This is a genomic window from Afipia sp. GW821-FHT04G03, from assembly GCF_059419985.1.
Genome location: NZ_JBWKSV010000002.1, coordinates 653,004 through 673,503, shown reverse-complemented (window position 1 = coordinate 673,503; position 20,500 = coordinate 653,004). Strand labels below are relative to the sequence as shown.

At 62.5% G+C, this 20,500-nt stretch carries 17 protein-coding genes; 8 read left to right on the top strand and 9 right to left on the bottom strand.

Annotated features, from left to right (window positions below; all coding sequences use genetic code 11):
• Positions 1-3 precede the first annotated feature (3 nt).
• Complete coding sequence (locus AC07UB_RS12475; protein WP_492791193.1) at positions 4-495, bottom strand: Fur family transcriptional regulator; 492 nt, start codon at positions 493-495, stop codon at positions 4-6.
• Between the two features lie 186 nt (positions 496-681).
• Here AC07UB_RS12475 and AC07UB_RS12470 point away from each other — a divergent pair, with 186 nt between their 5' ends.
• The 4 genes from AC07UB_RS12470 (at position 682) to AC07UB_RS12455 (ending at position 5,110) form a co-directional block, all read left to right on the top strand.
• Complete coding sequence (locus AC07UB_RS12470; protein ID WP_492791194.1) at positions 682-1,788, top strand: patatin-like phospholipase family protein; 1,107 nt, start codon at positions 682-684, stop codon at positions 1,786-1,788.
• A 130-nt stretch (positions 1,789-1,918) separates the two neighbouring features.
• Positions 1,919-2,392: a MarR family winged helix-turn-helix transcriptional regulator gene (locus AC07UB_RS12465; protein ID WP_492791195.1), complete on the top strand. Its 474-nt coding sequence runs from the start codon at positions 1,919-1,921 to the stop codon at positions 2,390-2,392.
• The gene (locus AC07UB_RS12460; RefSeq protein WP_494653239.1) at positions 2,385-3,548 is read left to right on the top strand and encodes an HlyD family secretion protein; all 1,164 of its coding nucleotides are present in this window, start codon (positions 2,385-2,387) and stop codon (positions 3,546-3,548) included. Before AC07UB_RS12465 ends, AC07UB_RS12460 begins: the two co-directional genes overlap by 8 nt.
• Before the next feature lie 50 nt (positions 3,549-3,598).
• Positions 3,599-5,110, top strand: coding sequence for an MDR family MFS transporter (locus AC07UB_RS12455; RefSeq protein WP_494653622.1), 1,512 nt, complete (start codon positions 3,599-3,601; stop codon positions 5,108-5,110).
• Positions 5,111-5,160: 50 nt separating this feature from the next.
• On the opposite strand, the gene pcaF is transcribed toward AC07UB_RS12455, so the two are convergent.
• A complete protein-coding gene (pcaF, locus tag AC07UB_RS12450) occupies positions 5,161-6,369 on the bottom strand; it encodes a 3-oxoadipyl-CoA thiolase (RefSeq protein WP_492791197.1) in 1,209 nt (402 codons plus the stop codon).
• Between the two features lie 207 nt (positions 6,370-6,576).
• Here pcaF and mutS point away from each other — a divergent pair, with 207 nt between their 5' ends.
• Positions 6,577-9,309 carry a DNA mismatch repair protein MutS gene (gene mutS, locus AC07UB_RS12445; protein WP_494653238.1) on the top strand — a complete coding sequence of 911 codons (2,733 nt, stop codon included), beginning with the start codon at positions 6,577-6,579 and terminating at the stop codon, positions 9,307-9,309.
• Positions 9,310-9,315: 6 nt separating this feature from the next.
• On the opposite strand, the gene AC07UB_RS12440 is transcribed toward mutS, so the two are convergent.
• The 4 genes from AC07UB_RS12440 to AC07UB_RS12425 all read right to left on the bottom strand — a co-directional run bounded on the left by AC07UB_RS12440 (position 9,316) and on the right by AC07UB_RS12425 (position 12,578).
• Positions 9,316-9,828: an OsmC family protein gene (locus AC07UB_RS12440; protein ID WP_492791199.1), complete on the bottom strand. Its 513-nt coding sequence runs from the start codon at positions 9,826-9,828 to the stop codon at positions 9,316-9,318.
• A 56-nt stretch (positions 9,829-9,884) separates the two neighbouring features.
• Positions 9,885-10,664 (bottom strand): ABC transporter ATP-binding protein, encoded by a 780-nt coding sequence (locus AC07UB_RS12435; RefSeq protein ID WP_492791200.1) that lies wholly within the window; start codon positions 10,662-10,664, stop codon positions 9,885-9,887.
• The gene (locus tag AC07UB_RS12430) at positions 10,664-11,515 is read right to left on the bottom strand and encodes an ABC transporter permease (protein WP_492791201.1); all 852 of its coding nucleotides are present in this window, start codon (positions 11,513-11,515) and stop codon (positions 10,664-10,666) included. The genes AC07UB_RS12435 and AC07UB_RS12430 overlap by 1 nt, the downstream gene beginning before the upstream one ends.
• An 88-nt stretch (positions 11,516-11,603) precedes the next feature.
• Positions 11,604-12,578, bottom strand: a complete 975-nt coding sequence (locus AC07UB_RS12425) for an aliphatic sulfonate ABC transporter substrate-binding protein (RefSeq protein ID WP_492791202.1) — start codon at positions 12,576-12,578, stop codon at positions 11,604-11,606.
• A gap of 250 nt (positions 12,579-12,828) precedes the next feature.
• On the opposite strand from AC07UB_RS12425, the gene AC07UB_RS12420 reads away from it, so the two are divergent.
• On the top strand, positions 12,829-15,624 hold the full coding sequence (locus tag AC07UB_RS12420) for a [protein-PII] uridylyltransferase (RefSeq protein ID WP_492791203.1): 2,796 nt from the start codon (positions 12,829-12,831) through the stop codon (positions 15,622-15,624).
• Positions 15,625-15,633: 9 nt separating this feature from the next.
• On the opposite strand, the gene AC07UB_RS12415 is transcribed toward AC07UB_RS12420, so the two are convergent.
• The gene (locus tag AC07UB_RS12415) at positions 15,634-16,170 is read right to left on the bottom strand and encodes a methylated-DNA--[protein]-cysteine S-methyltransferase (protein WP_494653236.1); all 537 of its coding nucleotides are present in this window, start codon (positions 16,168-16,170) and stop codon (positions 15,634-15,636) included.
• A 137-nt stretch (positions 16,171-16,307) separates the two neighbouring features.
• Here AC07UB_RS12415 and AC07UB_RS12410 point away from each other — a divergent pair, with 137 nt between their 5' ends.
• Positions 16,308-16,682 (top strand): DUF1304 domain-containing protein, encoded by a 375-nt coding sequence (locus tag AC07UB_RS12410; RefSeq protein WP_492791205.1) that lies wholly within the window; start codon positions 16,308-16,310, stop codon positions 16,680-16,682.
• A 21-nt stretch (positions 16,683-16,703) separates the two neighbouring features.
• Here AC07UB_RS12410 and AC07UB_RS12405 read toward each other — a convergent pair whose 3' ends face one another.
• Positions 16,704-17,132, bottom strand: coding sequence for a DUF1330 domain-containing protein (locus AC07UB_RS12405; protein ID WP_492791206.1), 429 nt, complete (start codon positions 17,130-17,132; stop codon positions 16,704-16,706).
• Between the two features lie 209 nt (positions 17,133-17,341).
• Between AC07UB_RS12405 and AC07UB_RS12400 the strand changes: the two genes are divergently transcribed.
• On the top strand, positions 17,342-19,615 hold the full coding sequence (locus AC07UB_RS12400; protein WP_492792723.1) for a transglycosylase domain-containing protein: 2,274 nt from the start codon (positions 17,342-17,344) through the stop codon (positions 19,613-19,615).
• A gap of 20 nt (positions 19,616-19,635) precedes the next feature.
• On the opposite strand, the gene AC07UB_RS12395 is transcribed toward AC07UB_RS12400, so the two are convergent.
• Positions 19,636-20,475, bottom strand: a complete 840-nt coding sequence (locus tag AC07UB_RS12395; protein WP_492791207.1) for a M48 family metallopeptidase — start codon at positions 20,473-20,475, stop codon at positions 19,636-19,638.
• Positions 20,476-20,500 lie beyond the last annotated feature (25 nt).

The window sequence follows — 20,500 nt, the reverse complement described above, 5'->3', positions numbered from 1 at the left end:
GGCCTACGCCGCCCGCTGGCAATGCGCGCAGGTGCCGGTGATTTCCACCACCGACAGTTTCGGCGCGAAGCCCGTGCCGCGTGCTGCCTCGTTGAAACTTTGCGCCAAGGGCGCTGCCGGAATTTCTCCGACCGACCCGCAGGTCTCGCAGATCAGGAACGCCACCACCGCGGTCTCGTCGTGATTGTGCGCGCACGCCAGAAACGCGTTGCGGCTTTCGATGCGATGGACCAGACCATTGTCCATCAGAAAATCGAGCGCGCGATAAACCGTGATCGGCGCCGGACGCGGCATTGTCTTGGCGAGTTCGTCGATCACCTCATATGCGCCGAGCGGCCGATGGCTCGACAGCAACGCGCCCAGCACCTGCCGCCGGATCGGCGTGAACTTCTGGCCGCGACCGACGCAGATTTTTTCAGCATGCGAAAATGCGTCCTCGGCGCAGCGGCCGTGATCATGATCGGGGGCTGGAAAGACGGGCTTCGCTTGTTTCATTGGATCAATATGTAGTGCGGTTAATCTGATTCCGCTCATCATTTCAGCGGCATACTTGCGGGCTATTTGTGCATCGCATCATTTTCTATTGCAATGCATCATAAAAAACCCAAATCAGGGGCGTACAACTGAACGCGGGGCCTCGGGCCCGCCAATAAACTGCATCATTTCAGAGAGAAGAAGCTGATGGCGACCACTCTCAAAACCTACCTCGACAATCTCACGCCGTGGAATTTTTCCGGCACGCGCAAGGCAAGCAGCGCGAAAAAGATCAATCTGGCGCTTCAAGGCGGCGGATCGCACGGCGCGTTTACCTGGGGCGTGCTGGATCATCTGCTGTCCGACGGACGATTGGAAATCACCGGACTGTCCGGCGCATCTGCGGGAGCGTTGAACGCTGTGATGGTCGCCGACGGGCTCTCGCGCGGCGGCCCCGAGGAGGCCCGCAAACGACTGGCGGCATTCTGGCGCGCAACGAGTACCGGCGGCGATCTGCCGCCGATCCAGCGCGCCATGACGGACCGGATGTTTTCATTGATGCCGTTTGCATCGACACCAATACAGAACTGGTTCGAGGCGATGGCGCATTACTTCTCGCCGTACGAGCTCAATCCCCTCAATATCAATCCACTCAGCGACCTGATCTCGCGCTTTGTCGATTTCGATGCGATACGCAGCAACACTGATCTGGCGCTCTATATCTCGGCAACAAATGTACACACCGGGCGTCTGCGCATTTTCGCGAACGAAAGGATTACGCCGGACGTGGTGATGGCTTCGGCCGCGCTGCCATTCATGTTTCAGGCTGTTGAGATCGACGGCGTACCCTATTGGGACGGCGGGTACATGGGCAATCCCGCGATCTTTCCTTTTCTGCAGACGACAGAAGCGGAAGACGTTCTGGTCGTGCAGATCAATCCGGTGTCGCGCACCACCACGCCGAAGACCTCCGGCGAGATCATCAACCGCCTGAACGAAATCACTTTCAATTCGGCGCTGATCTCCGAGCTGCGCACGATGGATTTCGTCAATCAACTGATCGACGACGGCCGGCTGCCGCGCGGCACCGGCAAGGACCAGTACCGCCGGCTCAACATCCATCGCATCGATCTGGGTGCGCTCGGCAATCGCCTCGCCGCCTCCAGCAAGATGAAAACCGACTTCGAATTCTTCGAGTTGCTGCATCGTGCGGGAATGCGCGCGGCGAAAAAGTTTCTGGACAGCCACTTCGACGACATCGGTCGCAAGAGCACGATCGACCTTGCCGCCGAATCCGGCGTCGAATGGGCATAGCCGCCTAAGTTACTGATATTTCTCTTATTAATTCCAAGTCATGCGATATTGCATGGCTCTTATTTCGCAGCGAGGCTTCCTGAATTAGTAAGCAAGCTTATTATAGCTGAGCTTACTGATGGAGATGCCCATGCCCAAGGGCAACGCTGATTTTCTGTTCGCGCTGTTCGAGACCCAGCGGATGCTGCGGCTTTACGCCGACAAGCTGGCGGTGCGCTATGGCATCACCCGCGCCCAGTGGGCGGTGCTGGCGAAACTCGAACGCACCGAAGGACTGAAGCAATCCGAACTCGCCGACATGATGGAGTTGCAGCCGATCACGTTGACACGGCTCATCGACCGGCTTTGCAATAACGATCTCATCGAACGCCGCGAAGACGCCAAAGACCGGCGCGCCAATCGTCTCTACCTGCGCCCCGCCGCACGCCCGATGCTGGAACAACTCGGCAAACTGCGCTCCCAAATCACCCAGACCGCGCTGAATCATCTCACGTCCCGCGAAGCCGACGCGCTGGTCGGTCAACTCGAATCAATCAAGGACAACGTCCGCGACGCCCTCCAGGCGGTCAGCGACGCAAAATCAAAGGAGCAGCAGTATGGCTGAGCCGATCGTCAAATTTCCCACCGAACAAAAGCTGACAGAGAAACCGGTGCCACCTTCGAACACCGCTCCACGCAAGACATGGGGCCAAACGCTTCGCGAGAAGCGGCGCACGCTGCTGCTGGTGGTGCTTCCGCTCGTCGCGCTTGGCGGCGGCGGCGTGTTCTATCTGTCAGGCGGACGTTACGCCACCACCGACGACGCCTATGTCGGCGCCCAGAAGGTTCTCATCACACCGGACATCTCCGGCAAGATCGAAAAGGTCATGGTCAAGGAAGGCCAGCGGGTGAAGGCCGGCGACGAATTGTTCGAAATCGATCCGGTGCCGTTCCGGTTTGCGCTTCAGCAGGCACAGGCCACGCTCGACCAGGCCAAAACCAACTACGATAACCTTCGCGCCAACGTCAAAATCTATGGCCAGATGGTGGATCTTGCCCAGAAGGGCGTAGAGTTGAAGCAGCGCGACGTTGAACGCAAGAATTCCCTCGTCCACAGCAATGCCGGCTCGCAGCTCGATCTCGATACCAGCGCAACCGCGCTCGTCACCGCGCAGGCGCAGGTTCAGTTCGTTCAACAGCAGCTTTCGACGGCAAAGAACCAGTTGCTTGGCAATCCCGATCTGCCGCTCGAACAATTCCCGCCGTACTTCCAGGCGAAGGCGGCGCTCGATCAGGCGCAGCGCAATCTCGACCACACCGTGTTGCGCGCCCCGATTGACGGCACCGCGACGCAGGTGGACAGCATTCAGCTCGGCCGTTTCGTCGCTGCGGGATCGCCGGTGTTCAGCGTCATCGACAACTTCCATCCATGGGTCGATGCCAATCTGAAGGAATCCGATCTGACCTACGTGGCGAACGGACAGAAAGTGACGATGTCGATCGACGCCTTCCCCGATCATACCTTCGTGGGCAAGGTCGGATCGTTAAGCCCCGGAACGGGCGCGCAGTTCGCGATCCTGCCGCCGCAGAACTCGACCGGCAATTTCGTCAAGGTCGTGCAGCGCGTGCCGGTGCGGATCTATTTCGACGGCAACGACAAGGCCGTTCAAAAACTCAAGGCCGGCATGAGCACCTATGTCTGGATCGACACCGGACATCAACGCTCGCTTGCAGGCCTGTTCGGTTTCTCCTCCGCTTCTGCGCAGGAGGATGCCCGGTGACCGCCGCCGCCTCCGCCTCCACGGCGGCGGTCCCCGGATTTCGCCGCAACATGGTGACGATCTGCGCCATGACGGCGACGATCATGCAGGCGCTCGACACCACAATCGCCAACGTCGCGCTGCCCTACATGCAGGGCACGCTCTCCGCGTCCCAGGACCAGATCAACTGGGTGCTGACGTCTTACATCGTGGCAGCCGCGATCATGACAGCGCCGGTCGGCTGGATCGCCAATCGCTTCGGACGCAAGAAGGTTTTCATTGTGTGCTCGGCGGGCTTCACCATCGCCTCGGTGATGTGCGGCCTCGCGCAGGACATCACGCAAATGGTGCTGTTTCGCCTGTTGCAGGGCGTATTCGGAGCCGCTCTGGTTCCGCTGTCGCAAGCGGTGATGCTCGACTCCTACGCACTGCACGAGCGCGCCAAGGCGATGTCGATCTGGGGCATGGGCGTGATGCTGGGACCAATTATGGGACCCTCGCTCGGGGCCTGGCTGACGGAAACCTATTCCTGGCACTGGGTGTTTTTCGTCAACATCCCGTTCGGCATCGTCACCGTCGCCGGACTCATCATTTTCATGGACGAAACCAAAACCGACAATGCGCTGAAGTTCGACTGGTTCGGCTTCGGGGCGCTGGCCGTCGGCATTGGTTCGATGCAGATCGCTCTCGATCGCGGCGAGCAACTGGGCTGGCTGGAATCGCCGGAGATCGTCGCCGAGACGATCATCGCGATTATCGGCTTCTATTACTTCTTCGCGCATTCGTTCACGACCAAGCGGCCGTTCATCCAGTTCGCGATCTTCAAGGATCGGAACTTCATCGGCGGCTGCGTCTTCATGACGGTGATGGGTCTGGTGCTCTACAGCACCATGGCGCTCGCCTCGCCCTATCTGCAAAACGTCATGGGCTATCCGATCCTGACCGCAGGCCTGTTGCTGGCCACCCGCGGCCTCGGCACGTTCGTCGCCATGATGCTGGTGGGACGCTTCATGAAATATGTCGAGGCCCGCACGCTGATCGCGACCGGAATGCTGCTGATGTCGGTGTCACTGTTCTTCATGACCGAATGGACCGACCAGACCGGCGTTCCGACCATCATCGCGGTGAGCATCGCGCAAGGTTTCGGACTCGGGCTGGTGTTCGTGCCGCTTAGCACGGTCGCGTTCCTGACGCTGCCCAATCATCTGCGCACCGACGGCACATCGATGCTGACGCTGTTGCGCAATGTCGCAAGCTCGATCGGCATCTCCGTGGTGATCGCCAAACTGACGGAGGGCGGGCGGCAGAGCTATGCCATTCTCAACGAGCACGTCACACCATTCAATCAGGCGCTGCAGATGCCGGATGTCGCCGCCATCCTCAACATGAATACGGATTCCGGCCGCGCGATCATGGACGTGCTGCTTCAGCTCCAGGCGCAGATCATCGCATTCTCACGCGACTACCAGATGGTGATGATCGTGACCCTTTGCGCGATCCCGCTCGCGATGATGATCGGATCGAGCAAGGCGGCGCTGCGCCAGCAGGCGCAGGGGCCGGATCATCCCGCGGTGATGGATTGAATTTTCAAGATTGAACGGGAGGCGAGCGCCTCCCGTTACACATCGTCAGCTCAGTTCAGCTTCTCGATCACCATCGCAGCACCCTGCCCGACGCCGACGCACATGGTGGCGATGGCGAGCTTACCGCCACGCTTTTCCATGCCGTGGACCGCCGTCATCGCGAGCCGCGCACCGCTCATGCCGAGCGGATGGCCGAGCGCGATGGCGCCGCCGTGCGGATTGACGAAATCCGCGTCGTCCTTGACGCCCAGTTGGCGCAACACCGCGATGCCTTGCGAAGCGAAAGCCTCATTGAGTTCGATCAGGTCGATGTCGGTGATCTTGAGACCGAGGCGCTCCAGCAGCTTCTTCACCGCCGGAACCGGGCCGATACCCATGACGCGCGGCGCGACGCCCGCGGATGCAAATCCGAGAATCTTCGCGCGCGGAGTCAGGCCGTGCTTCTTCACAGCCTCCTCGGATGCAAGGATCATCGCCGCCGCGCCGTCATTGACGCCGGACGCATTGCCGGCCGTCACCGTGCCGGGATTGCGCACGATGGGCTTGAGTTTCGCCAGTCCTTCGAGCGTGGTCTCAGGGCGCGGATGCTCATCCTTGTCCACGACGGTTGGACCGGCCCTGCCGCCGGGCACTGTGACCGGCGTGATCTCCTCGGCGAAGTATCCGGCCTCGATGGCCTTGCCTGCGCGCTGCTGCGAGCGGATCGCGAAGGCGTCCTGATCGGCGCGCGAGATCTGATAATCCTCGGCGACATTCTCGCCGGTCTCGGGCATCGCATCGACGCCATACTGCTGCTTCATAAGCGGATTGACGAAACGCCAGCCAATGGTGGTGTCGTAGGTTTCGACCGCGCGCTGATAGGCTTCCGTCGCCTTGCCGGTCACGAACGGCGCACGCGTCATGGATTCGACGCCGCCCGCGATGGCGAAATCCATTTCACCGGCGCGGATCGCCCGCGCGATGCCGCCGACCGCATCGAGGCCCGACGCACAGAGCCGGTTCACTGTCATGCCCGGGACGGTTTCCGGCAAACCAGCGAGCAACAGCGCCATGCGCGCCACGTTGCGGTTGTCTTCGCCGGCCTGATTGGCGCAACCGTAAGAAACCTCTTCAAGCGCCGACCAGTCGGCTTTGGTGTTGCGCGCCATCAGGGCCTTGATCGGCACCGCGGCCAGATCGTCGGCGCGCACTTTGGCTAGAGATCCGGCGAAACGGCCGATTGGCGTCCGCACTGCATCGCAAAGGAATACATCGCGCATGGTAACTCTCCCTGACTGTCGCACGGACCTTCCGCCGTCCGCTCCCGGCTGGCCCGGGTTTTAGGAAGCACGGCGCGGCGCGTCAAATGATCCATGCCCGAACCCGCCTTATGGGCCGGCAGAGCGGCCATGCACGTCCCGTCGCAAGGCGTGGAAAACGCCCCGCACAATTCCACCAGGCGAAAGAACTTTGCTAGTGTGGCCCACATGACCATCCATTCCACGCCGCCCGCACCGCCGAACACCGAGTCCGCCTCCACGGAGGCGGCAAGCCGTGTCACGCCGATGATGGAACAATACCTGGAGATCAAGGCGGCCAATCCGGGGCTGCTGCTGTTCTACCGGATGGGCGACTTCTACGAATTGTTCTTCGAGGATGCTGAAACCGCGTCGCGTGCGCTCGGCATCACACTGACCAAGCGCGGCAAGCACGCAGGCGAAGACATCCCGATGTGCGGCGTGCCGGTGGAACGTTCCGACGACTATCTGCACAAGCTGATCGCACTCGGCCATCGAGTCGCGGTCTGCGAGCAAACCGAGAATCCCGCCGAAGCACGCAAGCGCGGCAACAAGAGTGTGGTGCGGCGTGACGTTGTTCGCCTGGTGACGCCCGGCACGCTGACCGAAGACAACCTGCTCGACGCCAAGGCCAACAACTATCTGCTCGCTGTCGCACGGACGCGCGCTTCCTCGGCGGCCGGCGACCGGATCGGCCTGGCGTGGATCGACATTTCGACGGCGGAGTTCAGCGTCACAGAATGCAGCACGGGCGAGCTCGGCGCGACACTGGCGCGGATCAATCCCACCGAAGTCATCGTGACCGATGCGCTGTATTCGGACCCGGAGCTGGCGGCGCTGTTCCGTAGCCTTGCCGCCGTCACGCCGGTGACGCGCGACATTTTCGATGCCGTCACCGCCGAGCGCCGTCTGTGCGACTATTTCGCCGTGGCCACCATGGACGGCTTCGGCGCGATGTCGCGGCTGGAGGCGACCGCCGCCGCTGCTGCCGTGACCTATGTCGACCGCACGCAGGTCGGCAAACATCTGCCGCTGTCGCCACCGGCCCGCGAAGCCGCCGGCACCACCATGGCCATCGATCCCGCCACCCGCGCCAATCTCGAGCTGACGCGCACGCTGGCAGGCGAACGCCGCGGCTCGCTGCTCGACGCCATCGACTGCACTGTGACTGCCGCCGGATCGCGGCTGTTGGCGCAACGCCTCGCAGCGCCTTTGACCGACAGCGCAACGATTTCCCACCGGCTCGACGCCACCGCGCTGTTCGCGAACGATAGTGCTGCGCGGGAAGATCTTCGCGGCATCCTGCGTGCCGCCCCGGACATGTCGCGTGCGCTGGCGCGGTTGTCGGTCGGGCGCGGCGGCCCGCGCGATCTCGCGGCCCTGCGCGACGGCATTCTCGCCGCTGACAAGGTCATCGAACGGATGACGCGGATCGAGAAACTTCCGCGCGATATCACTCATGCCATCAGCGCGCTGCAACGACCTTCCCGCGATCTGGCGCGGGAATTCGCGCGCGGCCTCGCCGACGAACTCCCGCTGTTCAAGCGGGACGGCGGCTTTGTGCGCGCGGGCTACGAACCAACCCTGGATGAAACCCGCAATCTGCGGGACGCCTCGCGGCTGGTGGTGGCCGCGATGCAGGCACGCTACGCCGACGACACCGGCGTCAAGGGTCTCAAGATCCGCCACAACAACGTGCTCGGCTATTTTGTCGAGGTGACCGCGCAGCACGGCGACAAGCTGATGGCCGCACCGCTGAACGCGACCTTCATTCATCGCCAGACCCTCGCGGGGCAGGTGCGCTTCACCACCACCGAGCTTGGCGAGATCGAGGCCAAGATCGCCAATGCGGGCGATCGTGCGCTCGGCCTTGAACTGGAAATCTTCGACAGGCTTTGCGCGCAGGCTGTGGCTATCGGCGACGATCTGCGCGCCGCTGCGCACGCTTTCGCGCTGCTCGACGTCACCGCGTCGCTCGCCAAGCTCGCGGTCGATGAGAATTATGCGCGGCCCGTGGTCGACAATTCGCTGAAGTTTTCCATCGAGGGCGGACGCCATCCCGTGGTCGAGCAGGCATTGAAGCGCGACGGCCAGCCATTCATCGCCAACGCCTGCGACCTGTCGCCGGGGCCGTCGCAATCATCAGGACAAATCTGGCTGCTGACCGGCCCGAACATGGCGGGTAAATCGACATTCCTGCGTCAGAACGCGCTCATTGCGTTGATGGCTCAAATAGGGAGTTTCGTGCCTGCGAAGCTCGCGCATATCGGCATCGTCGACCGGCTGTTCTCCCGCGTCGGCGCAGCGGACGATCTCGCGCGCGGCCGCTCGACTTTCATGGTCGAGATGGTGGAGACCGCCGCGATCCTCAATCAGGCCGGCGAGCGCGCGCTGGTGATCCTCGATGAAATCGGCCGCGGCACATCCACGTTCGATGGACTGTCAATCGCATGGGCGTCGATCGAGCATCTGCATGAGTCCAACAGATGCCGCTCGCTGTTCGCGACGCATTACCACGAACTGACAGCGCTCTCGGCCAATCTGCCGCGCCTGTTCAACGCCACCGTCCGCGTCAAGGAATGGCAGGGCGACGTGGTGTTCCTGCACGAGGTGCTGCCGGGATCGGCGGATCGCTCTTACGGCATTCAGGTCGCGAAGCTCGCGGGCCTTCCCGCCGCTGTGGTTGCGCGGGCGAAGTCAGTGCTGGCGAAACTCGAAGCGCAGGATCGCGGCACCACAGCGCGCGCGCTGGCTGACGATTTGCCCCTGTTCGCGGTGCCGTCGCGCTCGGCCGCCGAACCGGCGCCGCCCAGCGCAGCCGATCAACTTGTGGAGGCACTCGGCGCGCTGCACCCCGACGAGATGTCGCCGCGCGAAGCCCTGGACGCACTGTATGCACTGAAGGCGAAGCTGCCGAAGTAGCGATGGTCAGATCCGGTTGATCGACACGACCGTCTTTGGACCGTTCTTGATGGTCTGGTAGACCACACAATAACGCTCGGTCAGTTTCAGTAGTTGATCGAGCTTCTCCTGCGGCGCATCGGTGTCGACATCGAAACGCAGACGTATTTCGGCGAAGCCAACCGGTGCTTCCTTGTCGACGCCTAGGGTGCCGCGAAAATCAAGATCGCCTTCGGCAATGACGTTGCCGGATTTCAGCGGCGCGTCGATAGCGGTCGCCACCGATTTCAGCGTCACCCCGGCGCAGGCCACAAGTGCTTCAAGCAGCATGTCGCCGGAACAGAGTTCAAGTCCGGAGCCGCCGGTCGCCGGGTGAAGGCCCGCAATGGCGGCAGCCGCCTTGCCGGTCTCGACCTTGCAGGACAAGCCGTCGCTGTCGAGCGACCCTTTGGCCTTCAAGGTAATGAACGCCGCCTTGGGGTCGGCCTTGTAGCGGTCCTTGATCGGCGCCTGCATGGCGCGGAGTTCGGTGGAATCCATTTTCTCGTTCTCCGTTTCCGTCAGCACCAACAGCGCCGCGTACAAATTATTCCGCTTTATATCCCCTCGCCGACCGTGAGCAAATCATCTGCGGGGCGCACTTTGCGATTGAGCGAGCGATCCAGCGAGGCCAGCACCTCATGCTTGACTGCCTCGAAGGCGGAAGACGTCCGGTCGCGTGGCCGGGTCAGGTCAACCCTGATTTCCTCGAACAACCGTCCGGGCCGCGGGCGCATCACGATAACACGATCCGCCAGCACCACCGCCTCATCGACGTCATGGGTGACAAGAACAAGCGTCGGCTTGGTATCGGCCCACAGGTCGAGCAGATGATCCTGCAGATCAGCGCGTGTGAACGCATCGAGCGCGGAGAACGGCTCGTCCAGCAACAGCACTTCCGGTGACGGCACCAGTGCCCGCGCGATTGCCACGCGCTGCGCCTGTCCGCCGGACAACTCGCGCGGCCATGCACCGGCCTTGTCCGCGAGGCCGACCCGGGCCAGCGCGCGGGCGACTCTCTGCTGCCGCTCAGCGGACGGCAGATCGCCGAGCCCGAAACCGATATTGTCGGCCACGCTCAGCCACGGCAGCAGCCGCGGCTCCTGAAAGATGACGCCGATCTTTTCGTGCGGCGCAGTGATCGCGATGGTGTCGAGTGTCACCGAACCCGTTGTCGCGCGATCGAGGCCCGAGATTGCGCGCAGCAATGTGGACTTTCCACACCCCGATCCGCCAATGATGGCGACGATCTCGCCGGGCCCGATGCGCGCGGAGAAATTGTCCAGCGCGTGAACGCCGTTCGGATAAGTCTTGCCGACATGATCGAGGACGAGCATCAGGCCCCTCCCGCATGGGCGCTGAAGGAATCCTGCCAGCGCAGGAACGGTGCTGCGATCAACTGGATCAGCCAATCGGTGATCTTGCCGAGGATGGCAAAGACGATAATTGCCGCAAGGATCTGGGCCGGCTTGCCGAGCTGCTGGCCATCGGTCAGCAGATAGCCGAGACCTTCGGATGCGCCCATGAATTCGGCGGCGACCACGAACATCCAGCCCAACCCGAGCCCGGAGCGCAGCGAGATCACGTAGGCCGGCAACACCGCAGGCAGCAGAATGCGCCGGATCATGGCAAACCCGCCGAGGCGGAATATGCGGCCAACCTCGACGATCTTGCGGTCGACGCTCAGGACCGCGCCAATGACGCCGAGATAGATCGGAAAGAATACGCCGACGGCGATGAGCGTCACTTTCGATGTTTCGAAAATACCGAGCCACAGGATGAACAGCGGCACCCATGCGATGGACGGGATCGCGCGCAGCGCTTGCAATGTCGGATCGAGCAGACGCCGTGCCAGCGGCCAGTATCCGCAGATCGCGCCGAAGATCGTTCCGGCCAAAACACCAAGCCCGAAGCCCGCGCCGACGCGGCCCAGTGTCACGATGATGTGCCGGGCGAGTTCACCGCTGGCCGCAAGCTCCACAAGCGTCTGCCAGATGCGGCTCGGCGGCGGCACCAGCCGCCCGTTGGAATAACCAAACCGCACGGCGAATTCCCACACGAGCGCAAGCCCGAGCGGCAACAGCAGACCGAGCGCAGGCCGCGCAAACCGACGCAGGCGGCCGGCAGGGCGCGATACAGTCTGCTCCGCGATGGTTTCCAGTGCTGGCGTGTCGAGTGTCATGGCCATAGCAAAAACCGCTTATCGCAAGAGATTGCAAGAGCGCTTCAAAACAAAGGCCCGCAAGCTTGCGGGCCTTTGAATGCGTTGCAAGCTCTCAATTCGTGGGCAGCGGCACCTGATCGTCGATCAGCGCATCCACCGTCGCCTTCACATCGACACCAGGCTGGATCACGCCCGCCTGCTGGAGTGCAAGGCCTGCCGCAAGAATCGACTCGCGCTGCGGTGCGCCGATCCGGTTGTGCGTCAGTTCGGTGCGTTCCTTGAGCTGCTTGTCGACAACCGTTTCGGGCAGCTTGGTAGCGGCGATGAAGCCCTTTTTCAGTTCGCCGTAGTTGGCGAGCGAATACTTGCGCGCCTCTTCATAGACCGCGAGCACCCGCTGGACGAGCTTCGGGTTGTCCTTCAGGAATTCTTCCCGCACGTTGAGGATGCCCCAGGTGTTGGCTTCGGGCTTGCGGAAGAACAGTTTGGCTCCGTCCTCGACTTCCGCCTGCGCCATCATCGGATCGAGACCCGCCCACGCATCGACGTCGCCCCGGATCAGCGCGGCCTTGCCGTCGGCGTGCTGCAGCAGCACCGGCGTGATGTCCTTGTCGGTCAGGCCCGCATCGAGCAGCGCGCGCACGAGGAAGATGTGCGGATCGGTGCCGCGGGTGACTGCGACGCGCTTGCCTTTCAGGTCGGCGACTTTCGCGATCTTGGAATCCTTACCGGTCACCAGTGCGGTCCATTCCGGACGCGAGTAGACGTAGATCGACTTGATCGGATTGCCGTTGATCTTTGCAACCAGCGCGGCCGAACCGGCGGTGGAGCCGAAATCGATCGAGCCCGCGTTGAGGAACTCAAGCGCCTTGTTGGAGCCAGCCGACTGCACCCAGACGATCTTGATGCCGTCCTTCTCGAATTCCTTTTCGAGCAGGCCCTTCTCCTTCAAAATGATGGAGACCGGGTTGTAGGTCGCCCAGTCGATAACAATCTGTTTCGGTGCGTCGGCGGCGAATGCCGCGCCGGGCGTCAGCGCTGCGCCCGCAACAAGGACCGCGAATGCGCGTCGTGAAAGTTTGAACATCGTCGTCTCCATCTGGTGATCGAAATGCGGGTGAGAGCCGGCGCGACTGCGAGGAGAGCACGCGATGCCAAGACCGCAAAAACTATCATGTTTTCAATAAGTTATTTGCTTTCGTCAACGAGAAAATAACTGCGTGAATAGGCTTCTCGGGAGAACGGCCTTCCTCCATGCGCACAAAAAACAGAAAGGATGACTGGACCTGCCTCAATCCGCTGATGACACCGCTGCCGCCGTCCGTTATCCGGATATTATGGACAGCGTGACGGCCAAACTCCCGCCAGATCCCGAGCTGATTTTCGACACCGCCCGTATCGCGGCGGCGATCGATGCGCTGGCCCAGAACCATGCCGGCAAGGACGATGTGTTCCGCACGGCGGTGGCGCAGTTGTTGAAGGGCGAACTGGCGCAGGCCCGCGATGCCGCACAGGCGCAACTGCTGAAAGACCGGCACGGGCGGCGGTGCGCCGAACGGCTTTGCTTTGTGCAGGATGAGATCATCCGCATCCTGTTCGGTGCCGCCACCAAACATCTCTATCATTCGCCGACGCCGTCGGATTCAGAACGCATGGCGGTGATCGCCACGGGCGGTTATGGCCGCGGCCTGATGGCGCCGGAATCCGACATCGATCTCCTGTTTATCCTGCCCTACAAGCAGACCGCTTGGGGCGAACAGGTCGCCGAAGCGATCCTCTATTGCCTGTGGGATATGGGGCTGAAAGTCGGCCACGCCACCCGCTCGATCGACGAGTCGATCCGTCAGGCCCGCGCCGACATGACGATCCGCACGTCGGTGCTGGAAACAAGGTTTCTCACCGGCGACAAAGCGCTCTACGACGAACTCGTCACGCGCTTCGACAAGGATGTCGTGCAAGGCACCGCCGCCGAATTCGTCACCGCAAAGCTCGCCGAGCGCGAGGAACGGCACCGGCGCGCCGGCCAGTCGCGTTATCTGGTCGAACCCAATGTGAAGGACGGCAAGGGCGGACTGCGCGATCTGCACACGCTGTTCTGGATCGCGAAATACGTTTATCGCGTCAGCGACACTGCCGACCTCGTGCAGCGCGGCGTGTTCGACGCGCAGGAATACCGCACGTTCCGCCGCTGCGAGGACTTCCTGTGGTCGGTCCGCTGCAACATGCATTTCTTCACCGAACGCCCCGAGGAGCGGCTGTCGTTCGAAATGCAGCGCGAAATCGCGCAGCGCCTCGGTTACACGTCGCACCCCGGGATGCAGGACGTCGAGCGCTTCATGAAGCACTACTTCCTGATTGCGAAGGAAGTGGGCGATCTCACCGCGATCCTCTGCGCCAAGCTGGAGGATCAGGAAGCCAAGCCCGCGCCGGTGCTGAGCCGGATGATGGCGCGGCTGCGGCCCGGCCGGAAACGCGGCCGCGTTCCCGGCGGCGAAGATTTCATCATCGACAACAACCGCATCAACCTTGCCGCGCCGGACGTCTTCAAGCGCGATCCGGTCAACCTGATCCGCATCTTCCGGCTCGCGCAGAAGAACAATCTGGCGTTCCATCCCGACGCCATGCGCACGGCGACACGCTCGCTCAATCTGATCACGCAGAAGCTGCGCGAGAACCCCGAAGCCAACAAGCTGTTCATGGAGATCCTGACGTCGAACGACGCAGAGACCGTGCTGCGGCGGATGAACGAGGCCGGCGTGCTCGGCCGCTTCATTCGCGCGTTCGGCCGGATCGTGTCGATGATGCAGTTCAACATGTATCATCACTACACGGTCGACGAGCATCTGCTGCGGTGCATCGGCATCCTTCAGGACATCGAGCGTGGCGGCAACGACGAGTTCGTGGTCGCCAGCGACCTGATGCGGAAAATCCGCCCCGAACATCGCCCCGTCATCTACATGACCGTGCTGCTGCACGACATCGCCAAGGGCCGCCCCGAGGATCACTCCATCGCGGGGGCGAAGGTGGCGCGGCGGCTCTGCCCGCGTTTCGGCTTCAACGCCGCCGACACCGAACTTATCGCGTGGCTGATCGAAGAGCATCTCACCATGTCCACGGTGGCGCAGTCGCGCGACCTCTCCGATCGCAAGACCATCGAGAATTTCGCGGCAGTGGTGCAGTCGGTCGAGCAGATGAAACTGCTGACGATCCTCACCACCGCGGACATCCGCGGCGTCGGTCCCGGCGTCTGGAATGGCTGGAAGGCGCAGCTCATCCGCACGCTCTATTACGAAACCGAACCGGTGCTGACCGGCGGCTTCTCCGAGGTCAATCGCGCGCAGCGCATTCAGGTCGCGCAGGCGGAATTCCGCGCGGCCTTCACCGAATGGCCGGAGGCCGAACTCGAGGCCTATATCGCGCGGCAATATCCGGCCTACTGGCTCAAGGTCGAACTGCCGCGCAAAATACGTCATGCGCGCTTCGTCAAGGCCAGCGAGGCCGGCGGCCACAAGCTGGCAGTCAATGTCGGCTTCGATGAGGGGCGCGGCGTCACCGAGCTGACGATTCTCGCGCCGGATCATCCCTGGCTGCTGTCGATCATCGCAGGCGCTTGCGCATCGGCCGGGGCCAATATCGTTGACGCGCAGATCTACACCACCACCGACGGCATCGCGCTCGATACGATCGCCATCACGCGCGAATACGATCGCGACGACGACGAGGGACGGCGCGCGACGCGCATCGGCGACACCATCGAACAGGTTCTCGAAGGCAAGCTGCGGCTGCCGGACATGATGGCGCGGCGCACGGCGGCGAAGGCGCGGTTCAAGCCGTTCGTCGTCGAGCCCGAAGTCATCATCAACAACCAGTGGTCGGATCGCTATACCGTGATTGAAGTCTCGGGCCTCGATCGCCCCGGCCTGCTGTTCCAGCTCACCACGGCGATCTCGAAGCTCAATCTCAATATTGCATCCGCGCACGTCGCGACCTTCGGCGAGCGCGCCCGCGACGTGTTCTATGTCACCGACCTGCTCGGCGCGCAGATCACCGCGCCGACGCGGCAGGCCGCGATCAAGCGGGCACTAATCCATCTGCTCGCCAACGGCGACGCAGCCGAAAAGCCGGCGGCATAGTTTTCGAGATCACGCTTGTAGCCTTTTGAACGCCGCGCCTTCGTGCGCCAGCAGCCATTGCTTGCGTTCAAGTCCTCCGCCATAGCCGGTCAGCGATCCATCGGCGCCGATCAGGCGATGACACGGCACAACGACGCTGACCGGGTTGGCGCCATTGGCGAGGCCGACCGCACGCGCCGCGTTGGGCGCGTTCAGCCGCGCCGCAAAAGCACCGTAGCTCGACGTGGTCCCCGCCCGGACCTTTTGCAGCGCCGTCCATACCTTGCGCTGGAATTCCGTACCGTTGGTCCGCCACTTGATCTTTTTCAACTGGCCGAGGTCGCCGGCAAAGTAGCCGGTCAACGCCGCCGTGATGTCCTTGGGAGCGGACGCTTTCTCCAAAACATAGTCACCGTAGTGCCGTCGCAGCAGGCGATACAGCCGCGTCTCGTAATCGGACCAGTCGAGCGCGCGCAGGAAGCCCTGCTCGTCGGTGACCAGCAGCGCCGTGCCGATGGGCGTCTCCAGCCGGTCAAGATGAAAACGCTGAGGTTGCTTTGTCGACATATCCAGCTTCCTTGATCGTGTGTTTCAACCATCATGGCCGCGGCGGTCCGGGATGTCTTTCCGATTTCCGACAACATCGGGGTCTGGCAATCGTCATTCTTGCTGCTAGGTTCCCGTTTCTATTGGGGGAGATTGTCATGAGCTTGATTGCGAACATTCTCGTTGCGCTGGTCGCCGCGCTGCACGTCTATTTCCTGGTGCTGGAGATGTTTCTCTGGACCAAGCCCAAGGGCCTGAAGACCTTCGGCAACACGATCGAGAAGGCACAGGCCTCCGCCGTGCTGGCCGCTAATCAAGGGCTCTATAACGGCTTCCTCGCCGCCGGACTGATCTGGGGGCTCCTCCATCCCAATCCGGGATTTGGCTTTCAGATCAAGGTATTCTTTCTGCTGTGCGTGATCGTCGCCGGACTGTATGGCGGCTACTCCGTCAGCAAGCGGATCATCATGGTCCAGGCGCTTCCCGCCGCCGTAGCACTTCTGCTGCTCTGGCTGGCGCGCGCGGCGATCTGAGACCGCGACACGTTCTGGAATCTATTGGGGGATTTCGCCGAAGGTCTTGCCGACTTCCATTGGTGCGGTGCGGATCAAGCGCGAATCCTCCACGGCAGCCTGACGGTGTTTGACCGCTTCGCGATAGGCTGGGTCGCGGATCATCTCCACGAACGCCGCCACGCTCGGGTATTCCGCTATGAAGCAGTGGTCCCAGCGTTCTTGCGACGGGCCGATCAACATCAGTTCGAATTTGCCCTGCCAGACGATCCGGCCGCCGAGCCGCGTAAACACCGGCCCGCTTTCGCGCCCGTAGCTGGCGTAAGCTTCCGCGCCGGTCGCCGCGCGGCCATCAGGATATTTCGCCTGTGCATGTAGCCGCACCAGGTTCAGCATGTGGATTGGACCGGGACGATCGTTGGCGCGGAATGCCGCGAAGATTTCCTTGGTCGGGTCGATATGGCCGGTCATCGATGTTGTCCTCTCGCGCGAAATCGTCTGCAGGCTGCGGGCATCGAGAAAGCCCTGTCAAGACAATCGGGTTCGGTGATGGAATCGGCGTTCTTTCGGCCAGCTGCAGCGGAACATCTAAACCCGCGTTAACCTTCGCTTAACGCGCCTTTAAACCGCCGTCGCTAGCTTGCATGCCTTGCATAATGGGCATGCCGGCACAGGTTTGGATGGCGTTGGGGCGGAAAAAGAAGAGCGGGCGCACGGAGCCGAAATTCGATGGCGCCGCCTCGCTGGACGGCGTCCGCCTCAATCCATGGGACCGCGTCGGCGGCCCGGAGGATGACGACGACATCAAGCCAAAACGCCGTGCGGCGAAGAGCCGGCCGGTCGATGATGACGAGGACGACGCGCCGCGTCAGTCGCGGCCGCGCAAGACGCGCGCATCCTCCCGCAAGGACGCCAAGGCAAAATCGAAACAGCGCTCGCGATCGGGCCTCGGCCGTCTCGTCTACTGGGGCGCGGTGCTCGGCCTGTGGGCGGTAATTGCCGGCGCCGGCGTGATCGTCTGGGTCGGCGCGCATCTGCCCGCAATCCAGTCGCTGGAGGTCCCCAAACGCCCGCCGACTATCCAGATTACCGGCATGGACGGCACGGTGATCGCCACGCGTGGTGAAATGCCGGGCGCAAATGTTTCTTTGAAGGATTTGCCGCCCTACTTGCCGAAGGCGTTCATCGCCATCGAGGACCGGCGCTTCTATTCGCACTTCGGCGTGGATCCCACCGGAATCCTGCGCGCCGCCGTGACCAATCTTCTGCATCGCGGCGTCTCGCAGGGCGGCTCGACGCTCAGCCAGCAGCTGGCCAAGAACCTGTTCCTGACGCAGGAGCGCACCTTCCAGCGCAAATTGCAGGAAGTCGAACTGGCGCTGTGGCTGGAGCGAAAATACACCAAGGACCAGATTCTCGAATTGTATCTGAACCGCGTCTATTTCGGCTCGGGCGCTTACGGCGTCGAGGCCGCCGCACAGAAGTATTTCGGCAAACCGGCGCGCAACGTCTCACTGGCGGAAGCGGCGATGCTGGCCGGCCTCGTCAAATCACCCTCGCGGCTTGCGCCCAACCGCAATCCGGAAGGCGCGGAGAAACGCGCGCAACTCGTGTTGAGCGCGATGGCGGACGTCAGGTTCATCACTGACGCACAGGCCAAGGCGGCGATCGAGAAGCCGTCCTACGCTATGAAGCCGGTCGGCGCCGGCACGATCAACTACGTCGCCGACTGGATCGGTGAAGTGCTCGACGATCTCGTCGGCCAGATCGACCAGAACATCGTGGTGGAAACCTCGATCGATCCGAAACTTCAAAGCGTCGCCGAGGCCGCGATCATCGACGAACTGGCCGCCAAGAGTGTGAAGTTCAACGTCTCCCAAGGCGCGCTGGTAGCGATGACCCCGAACGGCGCGGTGCGCGCCATGGTCGGCGGGCGCAACTATGCGGAAAGTCAGTTCAACCGCGCTGTGACCGCGAAGCGCCAGCCGGGCTCGGCCTTCAAGCCGTTTGTCTATCTCACCGCCGTCGAGGCCGGACTGACGCCGGACAGCGTGCGGCAGGATGCGCCGCTCGACGTCAAGGGCTGGCGGCCCGAGAACTACAGCCGCGAATATTTTGGTCCGGTGACGCTGACGCAGGCGCTGTCGATGTCGCTGAATACCGTCGCCGTCAGGCTCGGCATCGAAGTCGGCCCCGCCAACGTGGTCCGCACCGCGCACCGTCTCGGCATTGCTTCAAAGCTTGAACCGAATGCAACGATTTCGCTCGGCACGTCGGAAGTCTCGCTCAATGAACTGGTCGGAGCCTACGCTCCGTTCTCCAATGGTGGCTTTGCCGCCTCACCCCATGTCGTGAACAAGATCCGTACGCCCGAAGGCAAGGTGCTGTATGCGCGCCGCGCCGATCCACCGGCCCAGGTCATCGATTCGAACGCGGTCGGCATGATGAATGCCATGATGCACGAGACGCTGGTCACCGGCACCGCGAAGAAGGCCGACATTCCCGGCTGGTCCGCCGCCGGCAAGACCGGCACCAGCCAGGATTTCCGCGACGCCTGGTTCATCGGCTACACCGCCCATCTCGTCACCGGCGTATGGCTCGGCAACGACGACAATTCGCCGACCAAAAAAGCCACCGGCGGCGGGCTGCCGGTCGAGGTCTGGACCCGCTTCATGAAGGCCGCGCATCAGAACGTGCCGGCAGCTCCCCTGCCCGGTTCAATGCAACCGCAAGGCGGCTTGCTGTCGAACCTGTTTCCCGGAAGCTCGCGCGGGGCCGCACCCGCTCAGCAACCTTACCCGCAGCAGTCCAGCAATCAGGGTTATCAGTCGTCAGGCGGAGCGGCGCCATCGTCGCAAGGTCGGCCGCCGGTCACGCAGACGTCGGGCCGACCTGAAGCCGCAGCGGGTCTCGATGGCTGGTTGATCGATCGCGTTTTCGGCGGCCGTCGCTGAAGCAGCGACAGCCCTAGTAGCTACTCTTCGATCCCGTAGCGATGCAGATCGTTGCCGTGGGTGTCGAGCCATCGCTTGGCGCGTTCGGTAGCCGGGCAAATACGCGCGACGACCTTCCAGAACCGGGCCGAGTGATTCATCTCGACAAGATGCGCGACTTCATGCGCCGCGAGATAATCAAGCACATAGGGCGGCGCGAGAATAAGCCGCCATGAAAACGACAGCGCGCCCGCCGAGGTGCACGAGCCCCACCGGCTCGACTGATCGCGGATCGTCAGCCGCTTCACCTTGACGCCAAGCACCTCAGCGTAACGATGCGAGGCTTCGGTCAGCGCGGCGCGGGCCTGGCGCTTGAGGAAGTCATGAATCCTGCGATCGACATGTTCGACGCCGCCGGCCACGCAGAGAATTTTCTCGCCGCTGTCGCGCGTTTCGGGCCACACGGTTCCGCGTTCGCCGGCGCGATGCACGATTCGGTGCGGTATGCCGCGCAACGGGACCGATGCGCCGTGAGAAAATGGCGCGGCTTTCGGCAATCCGCCGAGACGCGCGGCGATCCAGGCGCCATGACGCTGCGCGAAGTCCTTGGCTTCGATGAGATTTCCGCGCGGAGGCATGGTGAGAATGGCTTCGCGTCGGCTCGGATGAATGCGCAGCGTGTATCGGCGCGCGCGCCGATGACGCCGCAGCTGAATTGTGTAGATGGATGAGCCGATTCTGACCGCGAGCGTGCGCGGTTCGGTCGGTCGGCGGTAAAGGAGGGCGCGAAAAGCCATGTCAGCGGATCCGGACAGCAGGAATTCGCCGGGATTCTGCCATATCCGCCGCCAGTGAAATTCATCGGCGCAAAAACAAATCATTTGCCCAATATATCGTAGTTTGAAG

Coding starts and splice junctions, on each gene's coding strand:
- AC07UB_RS12395 (WP_492791207.1), bottom strand. CDS start 20,475: ATGATTTGTTTTTGCGCCGATGAATTTCACTGGCGGCGGATATGGCAG.
- AC07UB_RS12465 (WP_492791195.1), top strand. CDS start 1,919: ATGCCCAAGGGCAACGCTGATTTTCTGTTCGCGCTGTTCGAGACCCAG.
- AC07UB_RS12460 (WP_494653239.1), top strand. CDS start 2,385: ATGGCTGAGCCGATCGTCAAATTTCCCACCGAACAAAAGCTGACAGAG.
- AC07UB_RS12425 (WP_492791202.1), bottom strand. CDS start 12,578: ATGTTCAAACTTTCACGACGCGCATTCGCGGTCCTTGTTGCGGGCGCA.
- mutS (WP_494653238.1), top strand. CDS start 6,577: ATGACCATCCATTCCACGCCGCCCGCACCGCCGAACACCGAGTCCGCC.
- AC07UB_RS12475 (WP_492791193.1), bottom strand. CDS start 495: ATGAAACAAGCGAAGCCCGTCTTTCCAGCCCCCGATCATGATCACGGC.
- AC07UB_RS12415 (WP_494653236.1), bottom strand. CDS start 16,170: ATGTCGACAAAGCAACCTCAGCGTTTTCATCTTGACCGGCTGGAGACG.
- AC07UB_RS12470 (WP_492791194.1), top strand. CDS start 682: ATGGCGACCACTCTCAAAACCTACCTCGACAATCTCACGCCGTGGAAT.
- AC07UB_RS12455 (WP_494653622.1), top strand. CDS start 3,599: ATGGTGACGATCTGCGCCATGACGGCGACGATCATGCAGGCGCTCGAC.
- AC07UB_RS12400 (WP_492792723.1), top strand. CDS start 17,342: ATGGCGTTGGGGCGGAAAAAGAAGAGCGGGCGCACGGAGCCGAAATTC.
- AC07UB_RS12405 (WP_492791206.1), bottom strand. CDS start 17,132: ATGACCGGCCATATCGACCCGACCAAGGAAATCTTCGCGGCATTCCGC.
- pcaF (WP_492791197.1), bottom strand. CDS start 6,369: ATGCGCGATGTATTCCTTTGCGATGCAGTGCGGACGCCAATCGGCCGT.
- AC07UB_RS12430 (WP_492791201.1), bottom strand. CDS start 11,515: ATGGCCATGACACTCGACACGCCAGCACTGGAAACCATCGCGGAGCAG.
- AC07UB_RS12420 (WP_492791203.1), top strand. CDS start 12,829: ATGGACAGCGTGACGGCCAAACTCCCGCCAGATCCCGAGCTGATTTTC.
- AC07UB_RS12440 (WP_492791199.1), bottom strand. CDS start 9,828: ATGGATTCCACCGAACTCCGCGCCATGCAGGCGCCGATCAAGGACCGC.
- AC07UB_RS12435 (WP_492791200.1), bottom strand. CDS start 10,664: ATGCTCGTCCTCGATCATGTCGGCAAGACTTATCCGAACGGCGTTCAC.
- AC07UB_RS12410 (WP_492791205.1), top strand. CDS start 16,308: ATGAGCTTGATTGCGAACATTCTCGTTGCGCTGGTCGCCGCGCTGCAC.